The 19,339-nt window shown below is 38.0% G+C and carries 18 protein-coding genes and 1 riboswitch; of the genes, 6 read left to right on the top strand and 12 right to left on the bottom strand.

Annotated features, from left to right (window positions below; all coding sequences use genetic code 11):
* Nucleotides 1-6 precede the first annotated feature (6 nt).
* From V1L66_RS09020 to V1L66_RS09010, 3 genes are all read right to left on the bottom strand, one after another.
* Nucleotides 7-1,674: an HD domain-containing phosphohydrolase gene (locus V1L66_RS09020; RefSeq protein ID WP_333005209.1), complete on the bottom strand. Its 1,668-nt coding sequence runs from the start codon at nt 1,672-1,674 to the stop codon at nt 7-9.
* A gap of 681 nt (nt 1,675-2,355) precedes the next feature.
* On the bottom strand, nt 2,356-3,399 hold the full coding sequence (locus tag V1L66_RS09015; protein ID WP_333005210.1) for a beta-carotene 15,15'-monooxygenase: 1,044 nt from the start codon (nt 3,397-3,399) through the stop codon (nt 2,356-2,358).
* 98 nt (nt 3,400-3,497) lie between these two features.
* Nucleotides 3,498-4,391 (bottom strand): AraC family transcriptional regulator, encoded by an 894-nt coding sequence (locus V1L66_RS09010; protein WP_333005211.1) that lies wholly within the window; start codon nt 4,389-4,391, stop codon nt 3,498-3,500.
* Nucleotides 4,392-4,497: 106 nt separating this feature from the next.
* On the opposite strand from V1L66_RS09010, the gene V1L66_RS09005 reads away from it, so the two are divergent.
* Together V1L66_RS09005 and V1L66_RS09000 are read left to right on the top strand one after the other, a co-directional pair.
* Nucleotides 4,498-5,415, top strand: a complete 918-nt coding sequence (locus tag V1L66_RS09005; protein WP_258859919.1) for a DMT family transporter — start codon at nt 4,498-4,500, stop codon at nt 5,413-5,415.
* A 159-nt stretch (nt 5,416-5,574) separates the two neighbouring features.
* On the top strand, nt 5,575-6,624 hold the full coding sequence (locus tag V1L66_RS09000; RefSeq protein ID WP_258859918.1) for a Cj0069 family protein: 1,050 nt from the start codon (nt 5,575-5,577) through the stop codon (nt 6,622-6,624).
* 30 nt (nt 6,625-6,654) lie between these two features.
* Here V1L66_RS09000 and V1L66_RS08995 read toward each other — a convergent pair whose 3' ends face one another.
* From V1L66_RS08995 to V1L66_RS08985, 3 genes are all read right to left on the bottom strand, one after another.
* Nucleotides 6,655-7,287, bottom strand: a complete 633-nt coding sequence (locus V1L66_RS08995) for a LysE family translocator (RefSeq protein WP_016993869.1) — start codon at nt 7,285-7,287, stop codon at nt 6,655-6,657.
* A gap of 114 nt (nt 7,288-7,401) precedes the next feature.
* A complete protein-coding gene (locus tag V1L66_RS08990) occupies nt 7,402-8,130 on the bottom strand; it encodes a hypothetical protein (protein ID WP_333005213.1) in 729 nt (242 codons plus the stop codon).
* 105 nt (nt 8,131-8,235) lie between these two features.
* Nucleotides 8,236-9,948: a methyl-accepting chemotaxis protein gene (locus tag V1L66_RS08985; protein WP_258859916.1), complete on the bottom strand. Its 1,713-nt coding sequence runs from the start codon at nt 9,946-9,948 to the stop codon at nt 8,236-8,238.
* Between the two features lie 202 nt (nt 9,949-10,150).
* Between V1L66_RS08985 and V1L66_RS08980 the strand changes: the two genes are divergently transcribed.
* The 3 genes from V1L66_RS08980 (at nt 10,151) to nspC (ending at nt 13,117) form a co-directional block, all read left to right on the top strand.
* On the top strand, nt 10,151-10,357 hold the full coding sequence (locus V1L66_RS08980) for a hypothetical protein (protein WP_004231223.1): 207 nt from the start codon (nt 10,151-10,153) through the stop codon (nt 10,355-10,357).
* A gap of 394 nt (nt 10,358-10,751) precedes the next feature.
* Nucleotides 10,752-11,981, top strand: coding sequence for a saccharopine dehydrogenase family protein (locus V1L66_RS08975; RefSeq protein WP_036076596.1), 1,230 nt, complete (start codon nt 10,752-10,754; stop codon nt 11,979-11,981).
* Entirely contained in the window at nt 11,978-13,117 is a 1,140-nt protein-coding gene (nspC, locus tag V1L66_RS08970) for a carboxynorspermidine decarboxylase (RefSeq protein ID WP_016993872.1), read from the top strand. Before V1L66_RS08975 ends, nspC begins: the two co-directional genes overlap by 4 nt.
* 45 nt (nt 13,118-13,162) lie before the next feature.
* On the opposite strand, the gene V1L66_RS08965 is transcribed toward nspC, so the two are convergent.
* The 6 genes from V1L66_RS08965 to mce form a co-directional block, all read right to left on the bottom strand.
* Nucleotides 13,163-14,044: an amidase gene (locus V1L66_RS08965; protein ID WP_333005215.1), complete on the bottom strand. Its 882-nt coding sequence runs from the start codon at nt 14,042-14,044 to the stop codon at nt 13,163-13,165.
* 43 nt (nt 14,045-14,087) lie between these two features.
* Nucleotides 14,088-14,179, bottom strand: a riboswitch (cyclic di-GMP riboswitch).
* 138 nt (nt 14,180-14,317) lie between these two features.
* Nucleotides 14,318-14,806 carry a chemotaxis protein CheW gene (locus V1L66_RS08960; RefSeq protein ID WP_333005216.1) on the bottom strand — a complete coding sequence of 163 codons (489 nt, stop codon included), beginning with the start codon at nt 14,804-14,806 and terminating at the stop codon, nt 14,318-14,320.
* A 25-nt stretch (nt 14,807-14,831) separates the two neighbouring features.
* Nucleotides 14,832-15,947 carry a M20/M25/M40 family metallo-hydrolase gene (locus V1L66_RS08955; protein ID WP_036076594.1) on the bottom strand — a complete coding sequence of 372 codons (1,116 nt, stop codon included), beginning with the start codon at nt 15,945-15,947 and terminating at the stop codon, nt 14,832-14,834.
* Between the two features lie 133 nt (nt 15,948-16,080).
* The gene (locus tag V1L66_RS08950; RefSeq protein WP_333005218.1) at nt 16,081-17,034 is read right to left on the bottom strand and encodes a hypothetical protein; all 954 of its coding nucleotides are present in this window, start codon (nt 17,032-17,034) and stop codon (nt 16,081-16,083) included.
* A gap of 106 nt (nt 17,035-17,140) precedes the next feature.
* On the bottom strand, nt 17,141-18,688 hold the full coding sequence (locus tag V1L66_RS08945; RefSeq protein WP_016993877.1) for an acyl-CoA carboxylase subunit beta: 1,548 nt from the start codon (nt 18,686-18,688) through the stop codon (nt 17,141-17,143).
* A 5-nt stretch (nt 18,689-18,693) separates the two neighbouring features.
* Nucleotides 18,694-19,107, bottom strand: coding sequence for a methylmalonyl-CoA epimerase (gene mce / locus V1L66_RS08940; RefSeq protein WP_004231207.1), 414 nt, complete (start codon nt 19,105-19,107; stop codon nt 18,694-18,696).
* A gap of 125 nt (nt 19,108-19,232) precedes the next feature.
* Here mce and prli42 point away from each other — a divergent pair, with 125 nt between their 5' ends.
* Nucleotides 19,233-19,328 carry a stressosome-associated protein Prli42 gene (prli42, locus tag V1L66_RS08935; RefSeq protein WP_009370219.1) on the top strand — a complete coding sequence of 32 codons (96 nt, stop codon included), beginning with the start codon at nt 19,233-19,235 and terminating at the stop codon, nt 19,326-19,328.
* Nucleotides 19,329-19,339 lie beyond the last annotated feature (11 nt).

Below are 19,339 nucleotides of genomic sequence, written 5' to 3'. Positions count from 1 at the left end.
TCAATGCTAGTTGTTTATTATCTTTGTAACCGCTTTATATTTTTGCAACGCTACCTTTAGATTTATTTGTTTAATTGATTGTCCAGCAAAGCTAAAAACGAGACTCTCTAACTTCTTTGGTGTAATATGATAGAGCTCCAATTTTCGGTTTGTACCAATTAATGGGTTATATTCCTCTTCAAATGAACAGATGACAGTCGCTTCACAATAGTCTGCGATTCGCAATAACTCCTCTTTGCTTGTTGTAGTGTCTATCATAATAGGACAGATTCCCTTTACATAAAAAACACCTTCTAGTAAAAGTAAAGGAATACTTGCTCGTAGATTTTGATCGACTAGAAAGATGGCAGAGCTTTTTGTTTTCGTATCTTTTCGTAAATGGAATATAGCCTTGTTTAATAACCCTCTTAACTTTACTCGTACATTTTCTAACATTACTTGTTCTTTGAGCACATCAAAGATTTGGTATACGGGGATATAAATTTTTGTGATGCATTCAGAAATGGTGTGTTGTTCTACTAGCTTATTATAATATTTCTCCATTAAATGCGCTTCGCCTTTTATTAAATACTCAGAAAATTTTCGGAACAACTGATCCGGTGTTTCTACATAATATGTAATAAGCTTCTCAATTTTTATTTGAAGATTTACTGGTAACGCAAAAATTGTATTCGAATCTAATCTTCTAACCGTAGGAAGAAGCGGGAACATAAGATTGACATGTTCTACTAAAGCATGCGTTCCATCTGACAAAAGGACAATGGACTTTTCTGGATAGATACCAATAAAATCAACAAATTTAGCCAAAAGCTTTTCGTCTAATAAATGCTTTTCTTTATAGATAGTAGCTATAGCTTCTGCAGCCCCTATTTCCTGTTTATAGGGGCGATTCATCGTGATAGCCGAGTAGATATCAATCAGCTGTAGTAATAATACTACCTTTGGAATCTCTTTTCCTGCTAATCCATCTGGATAACCAGAGCCATCGATCCGTTCATGATGTAATTTTGCCAAAAAGGCAATGGATTCAAGTCCAAGTTCCTTTAATAGGTCATAGCCAAGCTGTGTATGCTTCTGCATGATAGTAAATTCTTCCACAGTTAGTTTCTCCTCTTTCGATAAAATTTCATGTGGAATATTTAATTTACCAATATCATGAAATAAAAAGCCTAATGCATAGTGCTCTAAATGAGAAATACCTTCTTTTTTCGCAAATAATGTACCAAGTGTAAATACGTCAAGCGCATGCATATAAGTATATTCATCATATTTTTTTAGTGTCTGCAATAGCCTTCGATAGCTTAGATTCTCCATATACGTTTCAAATAAATCTCGCACAAATACGATATCAGCCATATTTTTTAAAGCATGACCATATCGTCTCTCCGTACTCAATGCTGCTAGTGCTTGCAGAAATTTAGGCATTTCATCCCATTCACTACTTACCAAAGAATTTTGTTGCGGTTGTACTGTAATAGACTGTATTTGATTAACCTCTTTGTCTATTGGCACTTCAATATATACATGTTGAACATTACGGTTTTTTAATAATGTAATAATACGTGCTGTTAATACACTTCCCTTTTTCATTAGCATACGATTTTCAACATATAAATCTTTCCCTAAAACAAAGCCTTCCTGTAAATCAGCAATCTTTCTTGGAACTACCTTCAAAATAAACACTCCTTCTATTTTAGTACATTAAAACTATAAAATTCGAAGGTTAAAATTAGGTTAAATAGTATTCACCACTTTTACTAATGCAGGATAAAATAATCACACTATTACGAATCACTAGGTCCTTTGTTGTTAAAATGCAATCTCCGAGCTAAGTAAATTGAATATTTTATTAAACTATAAGGAATGGATTACTCCCTTTCCTAACAGATGAGATGATAATCAGAAGTAATTTATCCAGAAAGCATTGCTAAAAATCAATCAATAAAAAAATAGTCAATGTTTTGATCACAAAACATTGACTATTTCATGTTGTTAAATAAAGTTGATGTCAACGGCAGAAAAAGCAACTTTGCAAGGTGAGAGGTTGATTTTCTTTTCCGCCAGCGTCCGATATGCCGCTTCACTCACGTCCATTCTCTCCAAGGACTCCTCTGTGACGCTGGCTCCATTACATTCAGCCATTCTGCACAAGTGTTATTTATATAGAGAAGTAATGCGTGACAAACCTCTCCATAAAGAGTTGCGAACACTTTACTTTATTTGAAAACCAGGGCAATATTTTTATGGGGTGAAGTGGAAGGCTACTTGACTCCCATAGGAAAACAAGTAGCCTGCAACGGAAATCCATTTCTACCTTTCAATTGACTATTTTGTTTTTTATCACTAAGAAAATAGTCAATGATGTTGGCTCATTGCCATTCCTTGTACAAGCATTTGTCTAAATTCTTGAGCCTGGTCTGCTTTAATGGCTATGTGACTATAGCGCTTCTTGATTCCTAGCATAAACGTTACTTCCACAGGCTCCTTCATTTTCAAAATAAAATGCGGATAGGCCTCACCAAAATCACGTGCTATAAAGTCTATCGTATCTTTTGATAATTTTCCCTCTAACCGCTCCTTGTCTTCGATGATTTCAGCAATATGATCAAAACGAATTTCAGTACGTTTCATTAATCCCAGAGATAAGTACAATGTATCATTTGTGACATAAACAGGATTTAGGCGAATAGCCTGCATATCCGCAAGAAAGAAGATTACTGAATAAATATTGAGAACAAGCAACACAACGGAAAGTATTATGGATTTTTCATGTAGCCACCAATGAATACCGATCGTTTCAATTGCAATCCCATGAATAATCATGAGCTGAAAAGCGATATAGCTGGAATTTTTATGCAAAGTTAAGCCTTGTCGTTCTTGTCTTTTCCAACTCGCGAAACCATAATAAAGCACTAATAAATCGGCACAGATCATCTGAATAACTGGGTGCTTGGGTGCATGTTTTTCTACAGCCTTAGAAAATGAAAAGAGGTCTGGTAAAGAGCTTTTACGCACTTCTCCTAGTATTTTTGGCAGGTATCGTACAAGTGTTGCCACTAGTATAATTTCTAATAGAATAATAGACCCTTCAATCGCAAAGCCAGCCCATGTTACTGCCACATATGGCTGAAGGTGCTCCATAGGAATGATCAAACGTGCAGCAATACAGCCTGCTGCGGCTAATAGGATGGCTTGCTTGAACGAAAATTTACCTTTATAAAGCATAAATAGCACAGGCACCACCACAATACAATCAATCAATGAACCCATAACAACACCATTTGTTTCAATAGGTAAAATAGATGTGCCAAATCCTGTGTTATAGAGTGTATAGTTACACGCTAATACCACTAATAATAAGACTAGCCATATATTTTGCTTACTTTTTAAGACCACCATTCACTCCGCCCCCTCTCTACTATTAATTTTACTTTATGCCAAATGGTTCATCTTGTATAGAATTTGCGTATAAAAGATGTTCCTATTTCCATTCACGTTCAATTATTTTTCACACTTAAAAACTTCTTACGATAAACATGTGGCGGGTAGCCAGTGTATTCTTTAAACTTTTCAATATAATAACTGACAGTACTAAAGCCTGTATCAACAGCTATTTCTGTTATCGATAGCTCATTACCTTTCAATAATTCTATGCTTTTGCGCAATCGATATTGGCATAAATAGGTAAACGGTGTCATGCCCACTATTTTCTTAAAAAAACGACTACATTCAGCGCGACTTATATACACATGGCTAGCTAAATCTTCTAATGCTATTTTCTGCTGATAATGTGCGTGTAAAAAATCTAGCATAGCCTTTGCTCGTTCATGCTGCACAATAGTGGCAGAATCCATTATTTGTTCTGTCAACAAGGATTGGGTTAGCATGGATTCCCAAATAAATAGAAGCTCTCTCCGTACCTTTAGCTCAAAAAAAGCAGCTTGCTCACGCATTAATTCCGCAATCGTTGCTACTTTCTGTGCTAACTCTCCTGTTAGTTTGACATAAGGTATTCGATTTCTTGTAATATACGGTTCTACATATTTTGAGAAAAAGATACTGCCCTCATGCCCCCCCATTAACTTTGGATCTACATTCACACAATAAACGGTCGCTTGTTCAATTTGATAAGGCTTTGCTTCATGTAAACCTGAGGCATTAATAAAGAGTCCCTCGCCTTGCTTCAATACTAAAACGTCCGTCCCCACTCGATACTGTGCACATCCATTTTTTATAAAAACAAATTGTATTTCTTTATGCCAATGGAGAGGTAGAAAATCCATGCTTTCTAATCGCATAATCGTTTCATATAAGGCAACTGGAAATTCCTTTGTTCCATGCAATGTTAACTCTTGTAAATCCTTGGCAACTTTAATATGTGTTAGTGGCATCTATAACACCTCAATATATTGATATTTTATTGGATTAAATCGATATTTATTTCCACTTAATCACTTTATAATCATCTTATATTGATAGTTTAGGAGATGTAAACAGATGAATCAAATTATCCAAAATAAACGTACACTGGGCTTTCTACTAGTTATTCTTGGAGCAAGTTTCTGGGGAATCGGAGGGACCGTTGCCCAACGACTATTTCAGCAAGACAATTTAGAGGTCGGCTGGCTTGTTTCTAGTCGTTTACTTTTAGCAGGTCTGTTACTAATAGCTATTTATAAAATAACCCATCGGCATGAATCCATTTTCGTCATGTGGCGCACAAAGCAAAATGCTTTTAGACAAATTTTATTTAGCTTACTCGGCATGCTTGCTGTCCAATACACCTATATGATGTCAATCGCTATTGGTAACTCAGCTGTCGCCACATTATTGCAATATTTAGCACCACTGTTTATCATGGCTTATTATTTTCTAACGAGGCAAAGTCCATTGACAAAGCAGGATGGTATAGCTGTGTCACTTACACTTGTGGGGACCTTTTTATTATTAACAAACGGTTCTTTTTCAACATTGTCCGTTCCTTTTATGGCTGTGTTGTGGGGTATCTTATCTGGTCTCTCTGTTGCATTTTATACCATTTATGCCGTTCCACTTTTACAGCAATTCCATTCATTATTAGTTGTCGGCTGGTCGATGATCATCGGCGGTATAGTAATGAGTATAGCTCACCCACCATGGGCTATCGATCTATCAGATTGGACGTTTTCAACCACTGCCTATTTTCTCTTTATTGTTATTTTTGGGACAATGCTCGCTTTTTGGTTTTATATTGCTAGCTTGCACTATCTTTCACCAAAGGAGTCGAGCCTACTAGGTAGTCTTGAACCATTAATGGCTGTCATCACAAGTGTTTGGTGGTTAAAAATTGCTTTTGGCGGCTATCAGTTTATTGGTACATTGCTAATTCTACTTATGATTTTATATCTCACAGTATTTCAGAAAAAGCAGCCTTGAAAACAGAAAATTAAGAGATTTATGATTTTAATAGTCAATACCTCCTATTACTGAGATAGTAATATATGAATTTATACATAAAATTTACATATTTCATCTATCTTTTCTCCTTATTTGTCTACTATACTGAACATAATAACAGATATAAGGAGGTATTTTATGGATAAAAAAGTTATTTTTTTCGAGGTGGAAGGCGGCACAGATAAAGGGCCAGATGGCTATCGCCCAGATACAATGCCAATGGTGGAAGCGCTAAAGCAACGTGGACAGGATGCAGAGGTACTCTTCTTTGATATCACAAAAAAGCAGGAAATCTTTCACTACGTGAAGGAACATGGTGTTGCCTATGTATCTCGCATTAACCCAGGCAACTTACAGCATGAGGAAGAGTACTTTGCTATGCTACGAGAGCTATGCCAAGCTGGCGTTATAGGAATGCCCCATCCAGACGCGATGATTAGCTATGGCTCAAAAGATGTATTATCAAAACTGACGACAACAAATTTAGTACCTGACGATACATTTGCCTACTACACAATCGAAGCATTTAAAACACAATTCCCTACTTCCTTAGCCTTAACAGAGCGTGTTTTGAAGCAAAATCGTGGTTCAACTGGAGAAGGTATTTGGCGTGTAAAATTGGTGGAACCGCTAGCAGAGGGTATCACTGAAGTGCCACTTGATGCACAAATTAAATGTACTGAAGCAAAAGATAATCATGTAGAATATTGGCAGCTTGGCGACTTTATGACATTTTGTGAGCAGTATATTACAGGAACGAATGGTATGTTAATCGATATGCGCTTTCTTCCAAGGATTACAGAAGGCGAAATCCGCTTATTCATGTTGCGCGATCATCCCGTACACGTCGTACATAAAAAACCAGCTGCTACCGAGGATGCCTTTAGTGCAACTCTATTCTCTGGCGCTCAATACCGCTATGACAAACCTGAAGACTGGCAAGAGCTGGTACAAAACTTTTTAAAGCAGCTCCCTCAAGTAACAAACCTACTAGGCAATTATGATTTACCGCTAATCTGGACGGCTGACTTTATGCTAGACACCAATGAAGTCGGAGAAGATTGCTATATTTTAGGTGAGATGAATTGTTCTTGTGTTGGCTTTACTTCAGAACTAGCATTAGCGCATGAAGTAGCAGAAGAAATTTTAGCCTGTATAAAAGAGCATACTGAGGCTATTGCGCAATAAAAAAAGTGCGATCTTTAGGGATCGCACTTTTCATATATAAATCTTAATTCCTTGTATAAATTCATAGATAAAATAACAAGCAAAACCAATTAATAAGAAGCCTGCGACAATTGTAAATGTCCGAATCATCTTCCGATTCATAGCTTTACGAGTAACCGAGACAATGGTGAGCAAACCGATATCGTGGAGTAAAATTCCACTTAATACACCAGCAGCAATAATTAAAAAGCTCGATGATTCCCCTTGTCCATATGATTTTGCTAGCACTACACCAAATACGTTGACCCAAAAAACAAGATTACCTGGCGAAACAGCCACTAGTAAGCCGTTAAAATAAGAGGCAAAAAACGATTTGGTTACTTTTTCTCCTGCCAATGTAATATCATGGTCAGCGTTCTTGATAGAATCATAGCCTAACAAGAATAAAAAGCCCGCTCCAATAATCCACATAGGTAGTTGAATTAAAGGCATAGCCAAGATGGAGGCTAGTCCCATATACAAAGCAAAAACCAATACAATATCAATGGTCATGCCACCAAGCCCAACTGCCCAGCCGTGCATAAAACCATTTTTGAGTCCTTGCTTTGTCATTTCTACAGTAATAGCTCCTACAGGCATGGCAATGGCAAGTCCTACCAATACATACGCTACATATAAACTCAAAAAAACACTTCTTTCATGTCATCGATAAGCTTCATACGTCCGTTTAGGGTTTCACTATAGCATAATTATACTTGAAAGGAAATAATTATTAATAGTTTCATGTCTTTTTACCTGTTAGAGCATTTGCTTTTTCCATTGCGCTAACAAATCTTTTGACTTCTCCAAATCCAATTTCAATGTGACTTGCTTAGCTGTACAACGTTTTTTAGCTTTCTCCCATGCTTCTTCCAAGGCAGGTAAATAGCTTAAATTTTTTGTCGCTGCTACTAGCTGGAAAAATATATTACCTTGTATATAGTGCCAACGAGGATTCATTCCATCTAGGAGAATTGCTTCTTCAATCAGTCTTAATGCCAAATAAGGGCTACCTTCGTGACGATTTAAAAACTGTGCAAATGCTCCCCAATACAATGCCTTATTGGGCTGCAATTTGATTGCCTCCGCATACTGCACTGATGCCTTGTCCTGTTCTTTTGCAAGGACATAATATTCCGCCATTGTATAATAGGCGTTAGCCTGCGCCTCTATAGGCCCTGCTAAAAGCTCATCGACCACTTTACCAAATTGCTCATCATCCTGACTACCTATATAAGCTGCAAGAACATCTCGTTCTGGATACGAGCCATCTGTACGTTCCACACTTTGCTTTACTTTGTCGTCAGTAGGCTGAGGCATATTTGCATACCCATTTGCCTCTAGCATTGCCACATGCTGCTGAATGACTTGATAGGCCTCTTCTGCGATTGCTGTATCATTGCCCAATATTTCTTTAGCTAGTTGATAACTTTCCTTTACTTGACCACTCAAAAATAGGTCATTGACTTGTTGTACTTGCTCGTTCATTTGATTTACCACCATTAAAATCCTCACCTTCGCAAAAGAAAAATCTTATTGCTAGTTTACCATTTAAGAAGTATAAGCAAAAGCCAACATGTCCCAATCTTTTTATTATTCTTTTAATTTAAACGCTTTTACATGCTGTTCGAGTGTGTGTGCCATATGATTTGTTTCATTAGAGCCTTGTGCCACCTCATCAATGCTTGCAGTTGTTTGCTGTGCTGCGACGGTAATCATATTCATCGTTTCTTCTATATCACGAATAGATTCTGTTAATTGTTGAATCATTTGCACTATACGTGCAGATTTTTCGTTTTCAGCGGTCATAGCATTAGAAATGGTAATCATTTCTTCTACTGTTGTAGCCACTGCTGTCGAAATATTTCCTAAAGATTGTGCTGTTAGACGCACTGTCTCTGTTCCTTTTTCAATATATTGCGTATTATCATTCGTAGATGACATGACCTGCTGAACATGCTTCATTATATCCTGAATAAGCTGTTCAACTTGCAATACCTCTTGATTAGATTGTTCAGCAAGCTTCCGTACTTCCTCAGCGACAATAGCAAAGCCTTTGCCTTGCTCCCCTGCTCTAGCCGCTTCAATGGAAGCATTTAGTGCTAGCAAATTTGTTTGTGATGCGATGTTCGCAATAGACGTAGTAATCGTTTGAATTTTTGTTGCAGATGCAACCAAGTTTTCTACTGTTTGTCGTACCTCACCTGATCCGCTGTGAATTAATGCCATATCATTGCTTATATCTTTTGCTAGTCGCTCACCCTCTGTTGCTAATGCCATTGTTTGTCGAGCATTATCAGCACTGTTATTGGCATTACTTTGAATCAATTGAAGATCCTGTGCTAAAGAAGTAAGAACATCTGTCGCATTTTCAGCATGGTGCATCCCTGCCGTTACGGCACTTGTTACCTCTTCGATATTATTGGCGACACCTTGAATGGTATTGCTCATATCGTTCAAGGTGGAAGCGGTTTCATCCGCGTTGTTTGTTAGCGTATTAGAAGTGGAACGCATCGTCATAATCATATTTTGTAAATTGGCTGTCATTCGATTTAATGTGTTCGCTAAATCCGCTACTTCATCTTTACTGTTAATTTTTGTTTCAGGTACAGCTAAATTACCATTGGCAATTTCTTTCGCCTGCTGAATCAGCACACTAATCGGTCTTACTTTACGACGGATTAAAAAGCCTGTAATGATGGAAGCAATTAGCATAGGGAAAATACTAATTAAAATCCCATTTCGTACAACATCCCATGTTCGCTCCTTAACAATATTGGCATCAAAGTCAATGACACTAATGGCAATAATTTCTTTACTGGAATCATGGTCTTTAAAAATAGGGGCATAGCCAGATAAACGGTCCATCCCTGCAAAGGTATAGGGCTGTGAGTATGTCGGATGCTTATGTGTAAGCAACATATCAATAGCTTCTTTGTCTAAATAAAATTGATCACCAGGTGCATAGCCTTTCTCAGCCAAATGATCATCAAGCGCTATTAATGTGCCATCCAATGATAATATATATTGTGTTTGGAAAATATCTTTATGACCGGTTGTCCAGTTTAAATCGTTCCCGATGCTTTCCTGTACAGCCTTGTCGCCTTGAAGGGCCTTGTCCAATTGTTGCGGATTGATCAAACCTGTCGTAATATTGGCACAGCCATAGGCCTCAACACCAGCAGCATCATAAAGTTTATTGTAAGCAGTTATGTATGTAGCGAACGAAGTAATCCCTAGCATCACCACTAAAATACCAGCGATAATCGTCCCAAGTTGAAAAGTTAATGAATTGCGTAATTTCACGATCCATCCTCTCCCCTTTCTTGTAATAATCTATGAATATTCCTTTTGTGTTTCATCATACTACAAAAAGATGTATTAAAAAAGCATCTTTAATTATTCTAGTAAGATAAAAACATTGGAAAAAGTTCTGAATTGTGCGATAATTGAAGTTAATTATCTTAAATCCTGAGCATTACCAATTCATCTAATAGGAGGGCTTGCTATGAATAAACGCTTTCATCTAGTATCGATTGTTACAGGGAACTTGTTAACAATAGGGGCCATTTTTATTTATGCCATGCAAAGTCAAGTGGGAGTAGCCCTCAGTACGTATGCTCTTGTGATGGGTTTTTTTAGTACTTTGCTTGTGGTTTTCTTCTATATATGGGGGGAAGAAAAACAACAAGTATCCAATCGTTTTCTGAAATAATATGTCTCATTTGCCATTACAAAGATAAAGGTAGCAAGTTTATTGTGGTTCCTTCCCTTTCTATATGCAAGGGATTTTTTTATGTAAAGGTCGGTAGAAATGATTTAGTAGCGTGGATCAAAAAGCAAATCGGAAGAGATACTAGAGTGTAGGAAGAATGGAGATTAAACCTTACAAATTATGTGGGTCTATACAACAGCTATTTCAAATATGGCTTCTTAGATTTATTCACGATTCCCTTCTTTTCCGAGGCATTCCCCTCCGTATACGTCTAATTGTTGTAGAAAAATAAAATTTTTTGTAGAAAATTTTAAAACAATGATTGAGTAGTATATCAATTTTCTGTATAATCAGCTTGTTTGACAATACTTTATATGAACTTGGGGGTAGACAATTGGGTAAAGCATTGATTATCGGAGCTGGCGGTGTTGCCAGTGTTGTGGTACACAAGTGTGTTCAAAATTCGGACGTATTTGAGGAAATTTGTATCGCAAGTAGAACTGTTTCAAAATGTGACGCTCTAAAAGAAAAACTAGACGGCGGAAAAACAAAAATTCATACTGCACAGGTAGACGCGGACAATACAGAAGAGGTGATTGAGCTTATTAAAGCTTTCGGCCCAGATGTAGTGATTAACGTAGCCCTACCTTATCAGGACTTAACGATTATGGATGCTTGCTTAGCGACAGGTGTGCACTATGTGGATACTGCAAACTACGAGCCACCTGAAACGGCAAAATTTGAATATAAATGGCAATGGGCTTATAAAGAGAAGTTTGAAAAAGCTGGCTTAACTGCATTACTTGGAAGCGGTTTTGACCCAGGTGTAACAGGCGTTTTCACAGCTCATGCACAAAAACATGAATTTGATGAAATCCACTATATCGATATCGTGGATGCCAATGCGGGAGATCATGGTTATCATTTCGCAACAAACTTCAACCCAGAAATTAACATTCGTGAAATTACAGCGAATGGTCGTTACTGGAAAGAAGGCGAGTGGATTGAAACAGCACCACTTGAGAAAAAAGAAGTGTATAACCTACCTGAAATCGGACCAAAAGATATTTACCTTCTATACCATGAAGAGCTTGAATCACTTGCAAAAAATATCAAAGGTTTAAAACAAATCCGCTTCTGGATGACGTTCTCTGAAAAATACTTAACACACTTAAAAGTATTAGAAAACGTAGGTATGACATCAATTGAGCCAATCGAATTTGAAGGACAAATGATTCAACCAATCCACTTCCTTAAAGCGGTATTACCAGACCCAGCTTCACTTGGACCACGTACAAAAGGTAAAACAAACATCGGTTGTATCATTCGCGGTCTAAAAGATGGCAAAGAAAAAACGTACTATGTGTACAATGTATGTGACCACGAAGAGTGCTACAACGAGGTTGGTTCACAAGCGATTTCATACACAACTGGCGTTCCAGCTATGATCGGTGCAATGCTTGTGATGAACGGTGAATGGCGTAAACCAGGTGTATGGAATGTGGAAGATTTCAATCCAGATCCATTCATGGATGCACTAAATAAATGGGGCCTACCATGGCAAGAAAGCCATAACCCAGAATTATTAGACCTTGATTTAGATGCAAAGGAAATAAGCCGATGAAACCAATTGATTTTTCAAAAGTTCCATCCCCTTCCTATGTAGTGGATGAGCGATTATTAACAAAGAATCTTGAGCTTTTAAAATCAATTCAAGAGCGTACAGGCTGCCGCATTTTATTAGCCCTTAAAGGCTTCTCAATGCATTCAACATTCCCTTTAGTCGGGGAATATTTAGCAGGCATTACAGCAAGCTCACTGCATGAGGCACGACTTGGCTATGAAAAAATGGGCAAGGAAGTGCATGTTTATGCTCCTGCTTATATTGAGCATGAAATGGACGAGCTTCTAGGCTATGTGGATCATATCGTCTTTAACTCATTTAACCAATGGGCACAGTACAAGGACAGAGTAAAATCTGCTGGTAAAACAATTGAATGTGGTATTCGTGTGAATCCTGAGTACTCTGAAATTGAAACAGCCCTTTATGATCCTTGCTACACAAACTCTCGCCTTGGTACAACATTAGCTAACTTTGATAAATCACAGCTTGACGGTATTGATGGCTTACACTTCCATGCGATGTGTGAACAAAATTCTGATACATTAGAGCGTATTATTGAAGTAGTTGAGGAAAAATTTGGTGATGTGTTACACCAAATGAAATGGTTAAACTTCGGTGGCGGTCACCATATTACGCGTGATGATTATGATGTAGAAAAACTTGTGAACATCATTAATTATATTCAAGAAAAGTATAACCTGCTTGTTTATCTTGAGCCTGGTGAAGCAGTAGCCCTTAATACAGGCTACTTAGTAGCAACAGTGCTTGATATTCAAGAAAATGGGATGGATCTTGCTATTTTAGATACATCAGCAACATGTCACATGCCTGATGTACTTGAAATGCCTTACCGTCCAATGATTATTGGTTCTGGACAAGCAAATGAATTAGCACACACATATCGCTTAGGCGGACTAACATGTCTAGCTGGTGATGTGATTGGTGATTATTCGTTTGAACAGCCATTAAAACCAGGTGATCGTCTTGTATTCACAGATATGGCTCATTATTCAATGGTGAAAAACCATATGTTTAACGGTGTCAACTTACCATCTATCGTTTCGTATAACGATGAAGAAGGCATTAAAGTGATCCGTGAGTTTAAATTTGAAGACTACAGTGGTCGTCTGTCTTAATAGCAATAGAAAAGCCCTTCCAGTTTTACACTGGAAGGACTTTTTTTATGGACGCATGGTCATCCAATTCTCCACATAATGAATGGCTACTCCATGAAAAGCATCGTTATTTGAAAAATGTTGCTGAACAAGTATAAGCTGTTCATTCATAAAGGCTTCTCCATTATCATAAAAAGTAATATTTTCCCCTTCCTCTGAAGCGCCTGTTTCTACACCAATTACAATTGATTTATTCACAGTGGAAGCATAAGCGATTTCATGTTCTACAATAGAGATAATATCTTTTGCAGCATCACGATAGGCCATGATCGTCACACTATCCACATGGTCAATGACCCAATCAGCTAATAACCCTTTTCCAAATTCGTTATTATACTGAACTTCATCAAACCAAAATGGCATGTCTACTTCTAAAGTAAGTTGTAACTGACTTGCTTTCTCACTTGCTTTCATTATTAGTGTTTGATAGGATTCTATCGTTTGTGCTTGATGTAAGCTCCATCCACTATTTAAATAAGGTTCTACATCAAGGTGCACTCCAGAAAATTGCTCAGATTCAGTTGAATTCTTATTATATATATGTAACCAATTAAACAATTCGTCTTGGCTTTGACTACCCTCAGCTGAAACCCAGCTTGCAGCACCATCCAATGCATAAATGCGAATACCTTTGTCAGAAGCGTTACTAATAAAATGCTTATAGTCATTGCTCGCTATGCCTTGATCGATTTGCAGATAAACTTTATTGACATCGTTATGTTCTAAAAATAATAATATTTTTTCTTGGTCATCCATGATGAGGGATGTATCCCACAGCCACGTAGCCTTTTCCTGTATAGACATTGCATCAACCTTTCCACTTGATAAAGCTAATGAACTAATTATGATGACGATTAGTGCGGTCCATACTTTTAATTGTCTCTTCATACGAACTAACTCCATTCTACTCGCCACGGCTCCTAGAACAGAACCTGGCAACCTGACAATCTTGCACTGAAATTATAGTGTTTAGACTCATGGCTTTGCGTCCCTCCCTTTCGGTGAAGTTTGCCTTTTTCAGTTTTTTCTTAATCATTATCATACGCGGTTAGCAATGGTTTATCTGTAGGTATAATGCATAATTGTCACATGTATGATCAGGTAAAAACGACAAAATACAGGTTAAATTTACTATTCAAACATAAAAAAAACGTAGAGTGTCTAAGACTCTACATTTTCCTTTTCATTTTCAAGCATTTTGTGTAAATAATTGATAATCTCACGAATGCCGTCTAATGAATTGACAAGTATTTTGGGATCAACATACGTAATCATTCGGTTTTCAAGATTAGCTACCGCAGTAAAATAGCGTGTTTTACTATAATTGACTAGGCCCAATTGCTGAAGTACTGATTCATCGAAATCAAGAATTTCTCGTGCTTCTGTAACAAGTAATCCATAATTAACCACATCAGTATTCAACACAATGATACGTGCGGTTGATGGATTAGATAAGCGGTTATACAGTATGCGCTCAAAATCTAGAACAGGTACAAGCTCACCACGAATTCTTGTAAAGCCTAGAAGATAGTTAGGTAAATGAGGAATAGGTGTTACATGCTCTAATTTTTCAATTGAAATCGCTTGTTCCACAGGTACGGCGTATTCCTCTGTCCCACAAGCAAAAACGACTGCTTTGACACTTTCCATAGGGTTACACATCCTTACTCGACTGTTAATTTTTCGCCGATTCTTTGACGATTTCTACTAGTAAATCTGCTAATTTTTCAAGTTCTTCTACTGGTATCTTTTCATTCGTTGTATGAATATCCTCATAGCCAACAGATAAATTAACTGTAGGAATGCCAAAGCCTGCGATGACGTTTGCATCTGAGCCTCCACCAGAAATACCTAGTGTCGGAGTACGATCAATATTGCGTGCAGCAGCCATAGCTACCTGAACAACTTTATCAGATTCCGTTACACGGAAGCCTGGATACATCAGCTTCACTTCAACCTCTGCCCGTGCACCTAAAGAAGCAGATACTTGTTCAAACGTATCTTGCATATGCTTTGTTTGCGCATCCAATTTAGCTTTGTCTATAGAACGTGCTTCTGCCAGGATTGTCACTTCGTCACAAACAATATTTGTTGCTTGTCCACCTTCAAAACGCCCAATATTCGCTGTCGTTTCTTCATCTAAACGGCCTAGTTTCATTTGAGCAATGCATTTTGATGCGACTGTTATGGCAGAAATCCCCTTTTCAGGAGCAACCCCCGCATGTGCCGTTTTTCCAATAATCTTTGTAAAAATTTTCGCCTGGAATGGTGCTGCTGTCACGATGCCACCAACTTTGCCATCGCTATCAACCGCAAAGCCATATTTTGCTTTAATGTTAGCTGGATCTAGCTCTTTAGCGCCAACAAGGCCACTTTCTTCACCAGCCGTAATAATAAATTCAATATCGCCATGTGCAATATTTTGCTCTTTCAAACGTTTGACCATCTCAAATAGAGCTGCTAATCCTGCTTTATCGTCGGCACCTAAAATCGTCGTACCATCAGATACGATATAGCCATCTTCACGCAAAGACGGTTTGATGCCTTTTCCCGGTACAACGGTATCCATATGAGATGTAAAATAGATTGGCTCCACATCCAATGTACCTTTTAATGTGGCAATAATATTACCTGCCCCATGTCCATTACGCGTATGTGCATCGTCTTGAATCACTGAAAATCCAAGTGCAGTTAACTTCTCTACAAGAATGGGTGCTATTAGTTGTTCATGTTTTGTTTCTGAATCAATTTGTACGAGCTCAAAAAACTCTTCTACTAAACGACTTGTCATGTTGTAAAACTCCCTTAGTTTACGTGTTTTTCCACGTTATAGTATACGTATTATTTTAGCACAACGTCAGAAGAGTTGAAATCATTGAACAATACGACCAAAATAAAAAGTCTGAGAACAACTCAGACTTTCCTTAGTGATTGAAAATAAGCTCTTTTTCTTTTTCTAATGATTGTAGGTAGTTGACTGCTTTCTTATGTTTATCCTGTAAGCGCCAAATCGTATTATGTACATCATCCTGAACACGTGAGACCTGTTCCCTTGCTGTTGAAATTTTAGAATGAACAGACCATGCTGAAAAAATATCATCAAAAAAGTAGTCTGCAAACTTAACAAAGCCATCTGTTTCAACATGCAACGATTTCGTAGACATTTCTTGAACATCCAATAATTCATTGTGAAAACGCTGTAACGCAATTTGAGCACTGTGTAAATAGTTTTCTGACTGATCGAGTGCATTATGCTTTAAGTGTGTTGCAATCAGCCCACCACCCAAAAACGTATCCCATGTGGAATACCCATTTGCCGAATGTAAGGAAGCAGCTGCTTGCCCAAGCCTTGTAAGGGCTACTTCTCCCGCTTCCTCCGCCTCTTTAATTTCAGTGATGAGCTGTTTTGTTAGCATTTCCTCAAGTGCTAAATGCTCTAGCCTCTCTGCTTGGGCAGCATCATGAATCTGTAAGTACGCCTTCTTTTGAAGATAAACCTGTTGAAGTGATTGCTGTAACGCTATTTCATCAATTTGGGCTAGCTGGTTCATCACCTGCACGCTGTCCTCTGCTAAATCTGTTTGCATTTTCTTAGCTTCATTCAGCTTTAATTCAAGTACTGCCGCCTTATCAATTTTTTCTGCCCTCAGTTCATCTTGTTGCCCTGTCCACGTACGAATCATATTCATAAATGAGAAACCATCCAATTTATCCAGTTTGGATCGAATTTGTTGGAGTGCTGTTGTATGGTTGTCTATTTCCTGTTGTGTATGTTTAATTTGTCCCTCAATTAACTGATTTTGTTCGTTTAATCTAGATGCTTTTCTAAGTTGTGCATGAATCTTTTCTTGCTCTGTTTGTAATTGCTGCCATTCCATTCATCTCAACTCCTCTTATCTATCAGTACGGATGACAAACAAAAATGTTTCACTTTTTGGCAATGAAAAACCTAGCAACTTTTGAGCTGCTAGGCTTGTACGACTATTATAGAGGAATATTACCGTGCTTTTTCTCTGGACGTGTTTCATGTTTGTTGGACAGCATATCAAGTCCTTGAATCAGCTTGATACGTGTATCTCGTGGATCAATTACGTCGTCTACCATACCGCGAGATGCTGCAACATATGGGTTAGCAAATTTTTCTTTATATTCTTCGATTTTTGCTGCACGAGTTGCTTCAGGGTCATCTGATTTTGCAATTTCACGGGCAAAAATGATGTTAGCTGCGCCAGCAGCACCCATAACAGCAATTTCAGCATTTGGCCATGCAAATACAAGGTCAGCACCAATTGATTTAGAGTTTAAGGCAACGTAAGCGCCTCCATATGCTTTACGTAAAATCACTGTAATTTTTGGAACAGTCGCTTCTGAATAAGCATACAGAATTTTTGCACCATGGCGAATAATACCACCATGTTCTTGTTTAACACCTGGGAAGAAGCCAGAAACGTCTTCAAATGTAATGATTGGGATATTGTATGCATCACAAGTACGAATGAAACGAGCTGCTTTATCAGAAGAATCGATATCTAAGCCACCAGCAAGAACTTTTGGTTGGTTACAAACAAGTCCAACTGATTCACCAGCAATACGTGCAAAACCAACTACTACGTTTTTAGCAAACTCTGCATGTACTTCCATGAACGAACCTTCATCCACTACTTGCTCAACAACTTTACGTACATCATATGGACGTGTTGTTTCAATCGGCACTGTATCCACGATTTCTGGACGGTAGTCATCCCCTTCAGGTCTAGCTTGACGAGGTGCCTTTTCTTTATTGTTTTGTGGTAAGTAGCTTAATAGTTTTTTAATTTCATCAATCGCTGCTTCTTCAGAAGGAGCACGGAAATGAGCATTCCCACTAACCGCATTATTTACTTTCGAACCACCTAAATCTTCAGCGGAAATTTTCTCTCCTGTTACCGTTTCGATTACTTTAGGTCCTGTAATGAACATTTGAGATGTTTTATCCACCATTAGAATAAAGTCAGTAATAGCTGGAGAATAAACAGCTCCACCAGCACAAGGTCCCATAATCACAGAGATTTGCGGGATCACACCAGAATAAATGGCATTTCGGTAGAAGATATGACCATAGCCATCTAATGAAAGAACACCCTCTTGAATACGTGCACCGCCTGAGTCATTGATGCCGATAAATGGTGTACCATTTTTAGCAGCTAGATCCATCACTGTTGCCATTTTTTTCGCATGCATTTCACCAAGCGCCCCACCAAACACTGTGAAATCTTGAGAGAATAAGTATACTGGACGTCCGTTAATTTTACCGAATCCAGTTACGACACCATCACCAGGTCCCTCCATTTTTTCCATGCCGAAGTCTACTGTACGGTGTGTAATAAATGGGTTGATTTCGAAAAATGTACCTTCGTCTAGCAACAAGTCGATACGCTCACGAGCAGTAAGTTTCCCCTTCTCATGCTGCTTATCGATGCGTTCATAGCCCCCACCAAGTTCAATTACCGTTTTACGGTCATACAAGTCATTGATTTTGTCGAACATATCCATACTAATCACTTATCCCCTTTTCCACTTTTATCACATAGTTCATATAACACCCCAAATGAGGATTTAGGATGCATAAACGCAACCTCTGCCCCTCCAGCACCTGGCCCTGGCTCTTCGGATAAGAGACGTACACCTTTTTCACGAAGCTCTGCCATTCGTTCACGAATTCCCGTCACACCAAACGCAACATGGTGAATTCCTTCTCCACGTTTTTCAATAAAACCATGGATGGCACTTTTATCACTCATTGGTTCTAATAGCTCAATTTTCACGTTCCCTGCATCGATAAATGCCACACGAACCTGTTGAGATTCTACTTCTTCCACTTTCATCAACTTTAAGCCTAAAGTTTCTGTATAATATGTAATGCGTTCATCAAGATCGCGCACTGCAATCCCAATATGATCTACTTTCTCCATGGTGACATCTCCTTCTGTTATGGTACATACTCTATTTTACAGACTTTTTTGTCAAAACTCTACTACTTGAGAAATTTTTCAGATTTGCTAAACTATTTATAAGAAAAGAAGGAGCGAACGAGCATATGAGTAATAAAAAATTTCAAAAAGTCGTTATTTATAGTATGATCGCCATTATGCTAATCTCATCTCTAGCATTCGGATTATCTATGATAATTTAAGGCAAAGCACG

The sequence above is a fragment of the Lysinibacillus sp. IITD104 genome, from assembly GCF_036698265.2.
In the GTDB taxonomy this organism is placed as follows: Bacteria; Bacillota; Bacilli; order Bacillales_A; family Planococcaceae; genus Lysinibacillus; species Lysinibacillus boronitolerans.
This window is presented reverse-complemented; position numbering and strand designations above follow the sequence as displayed.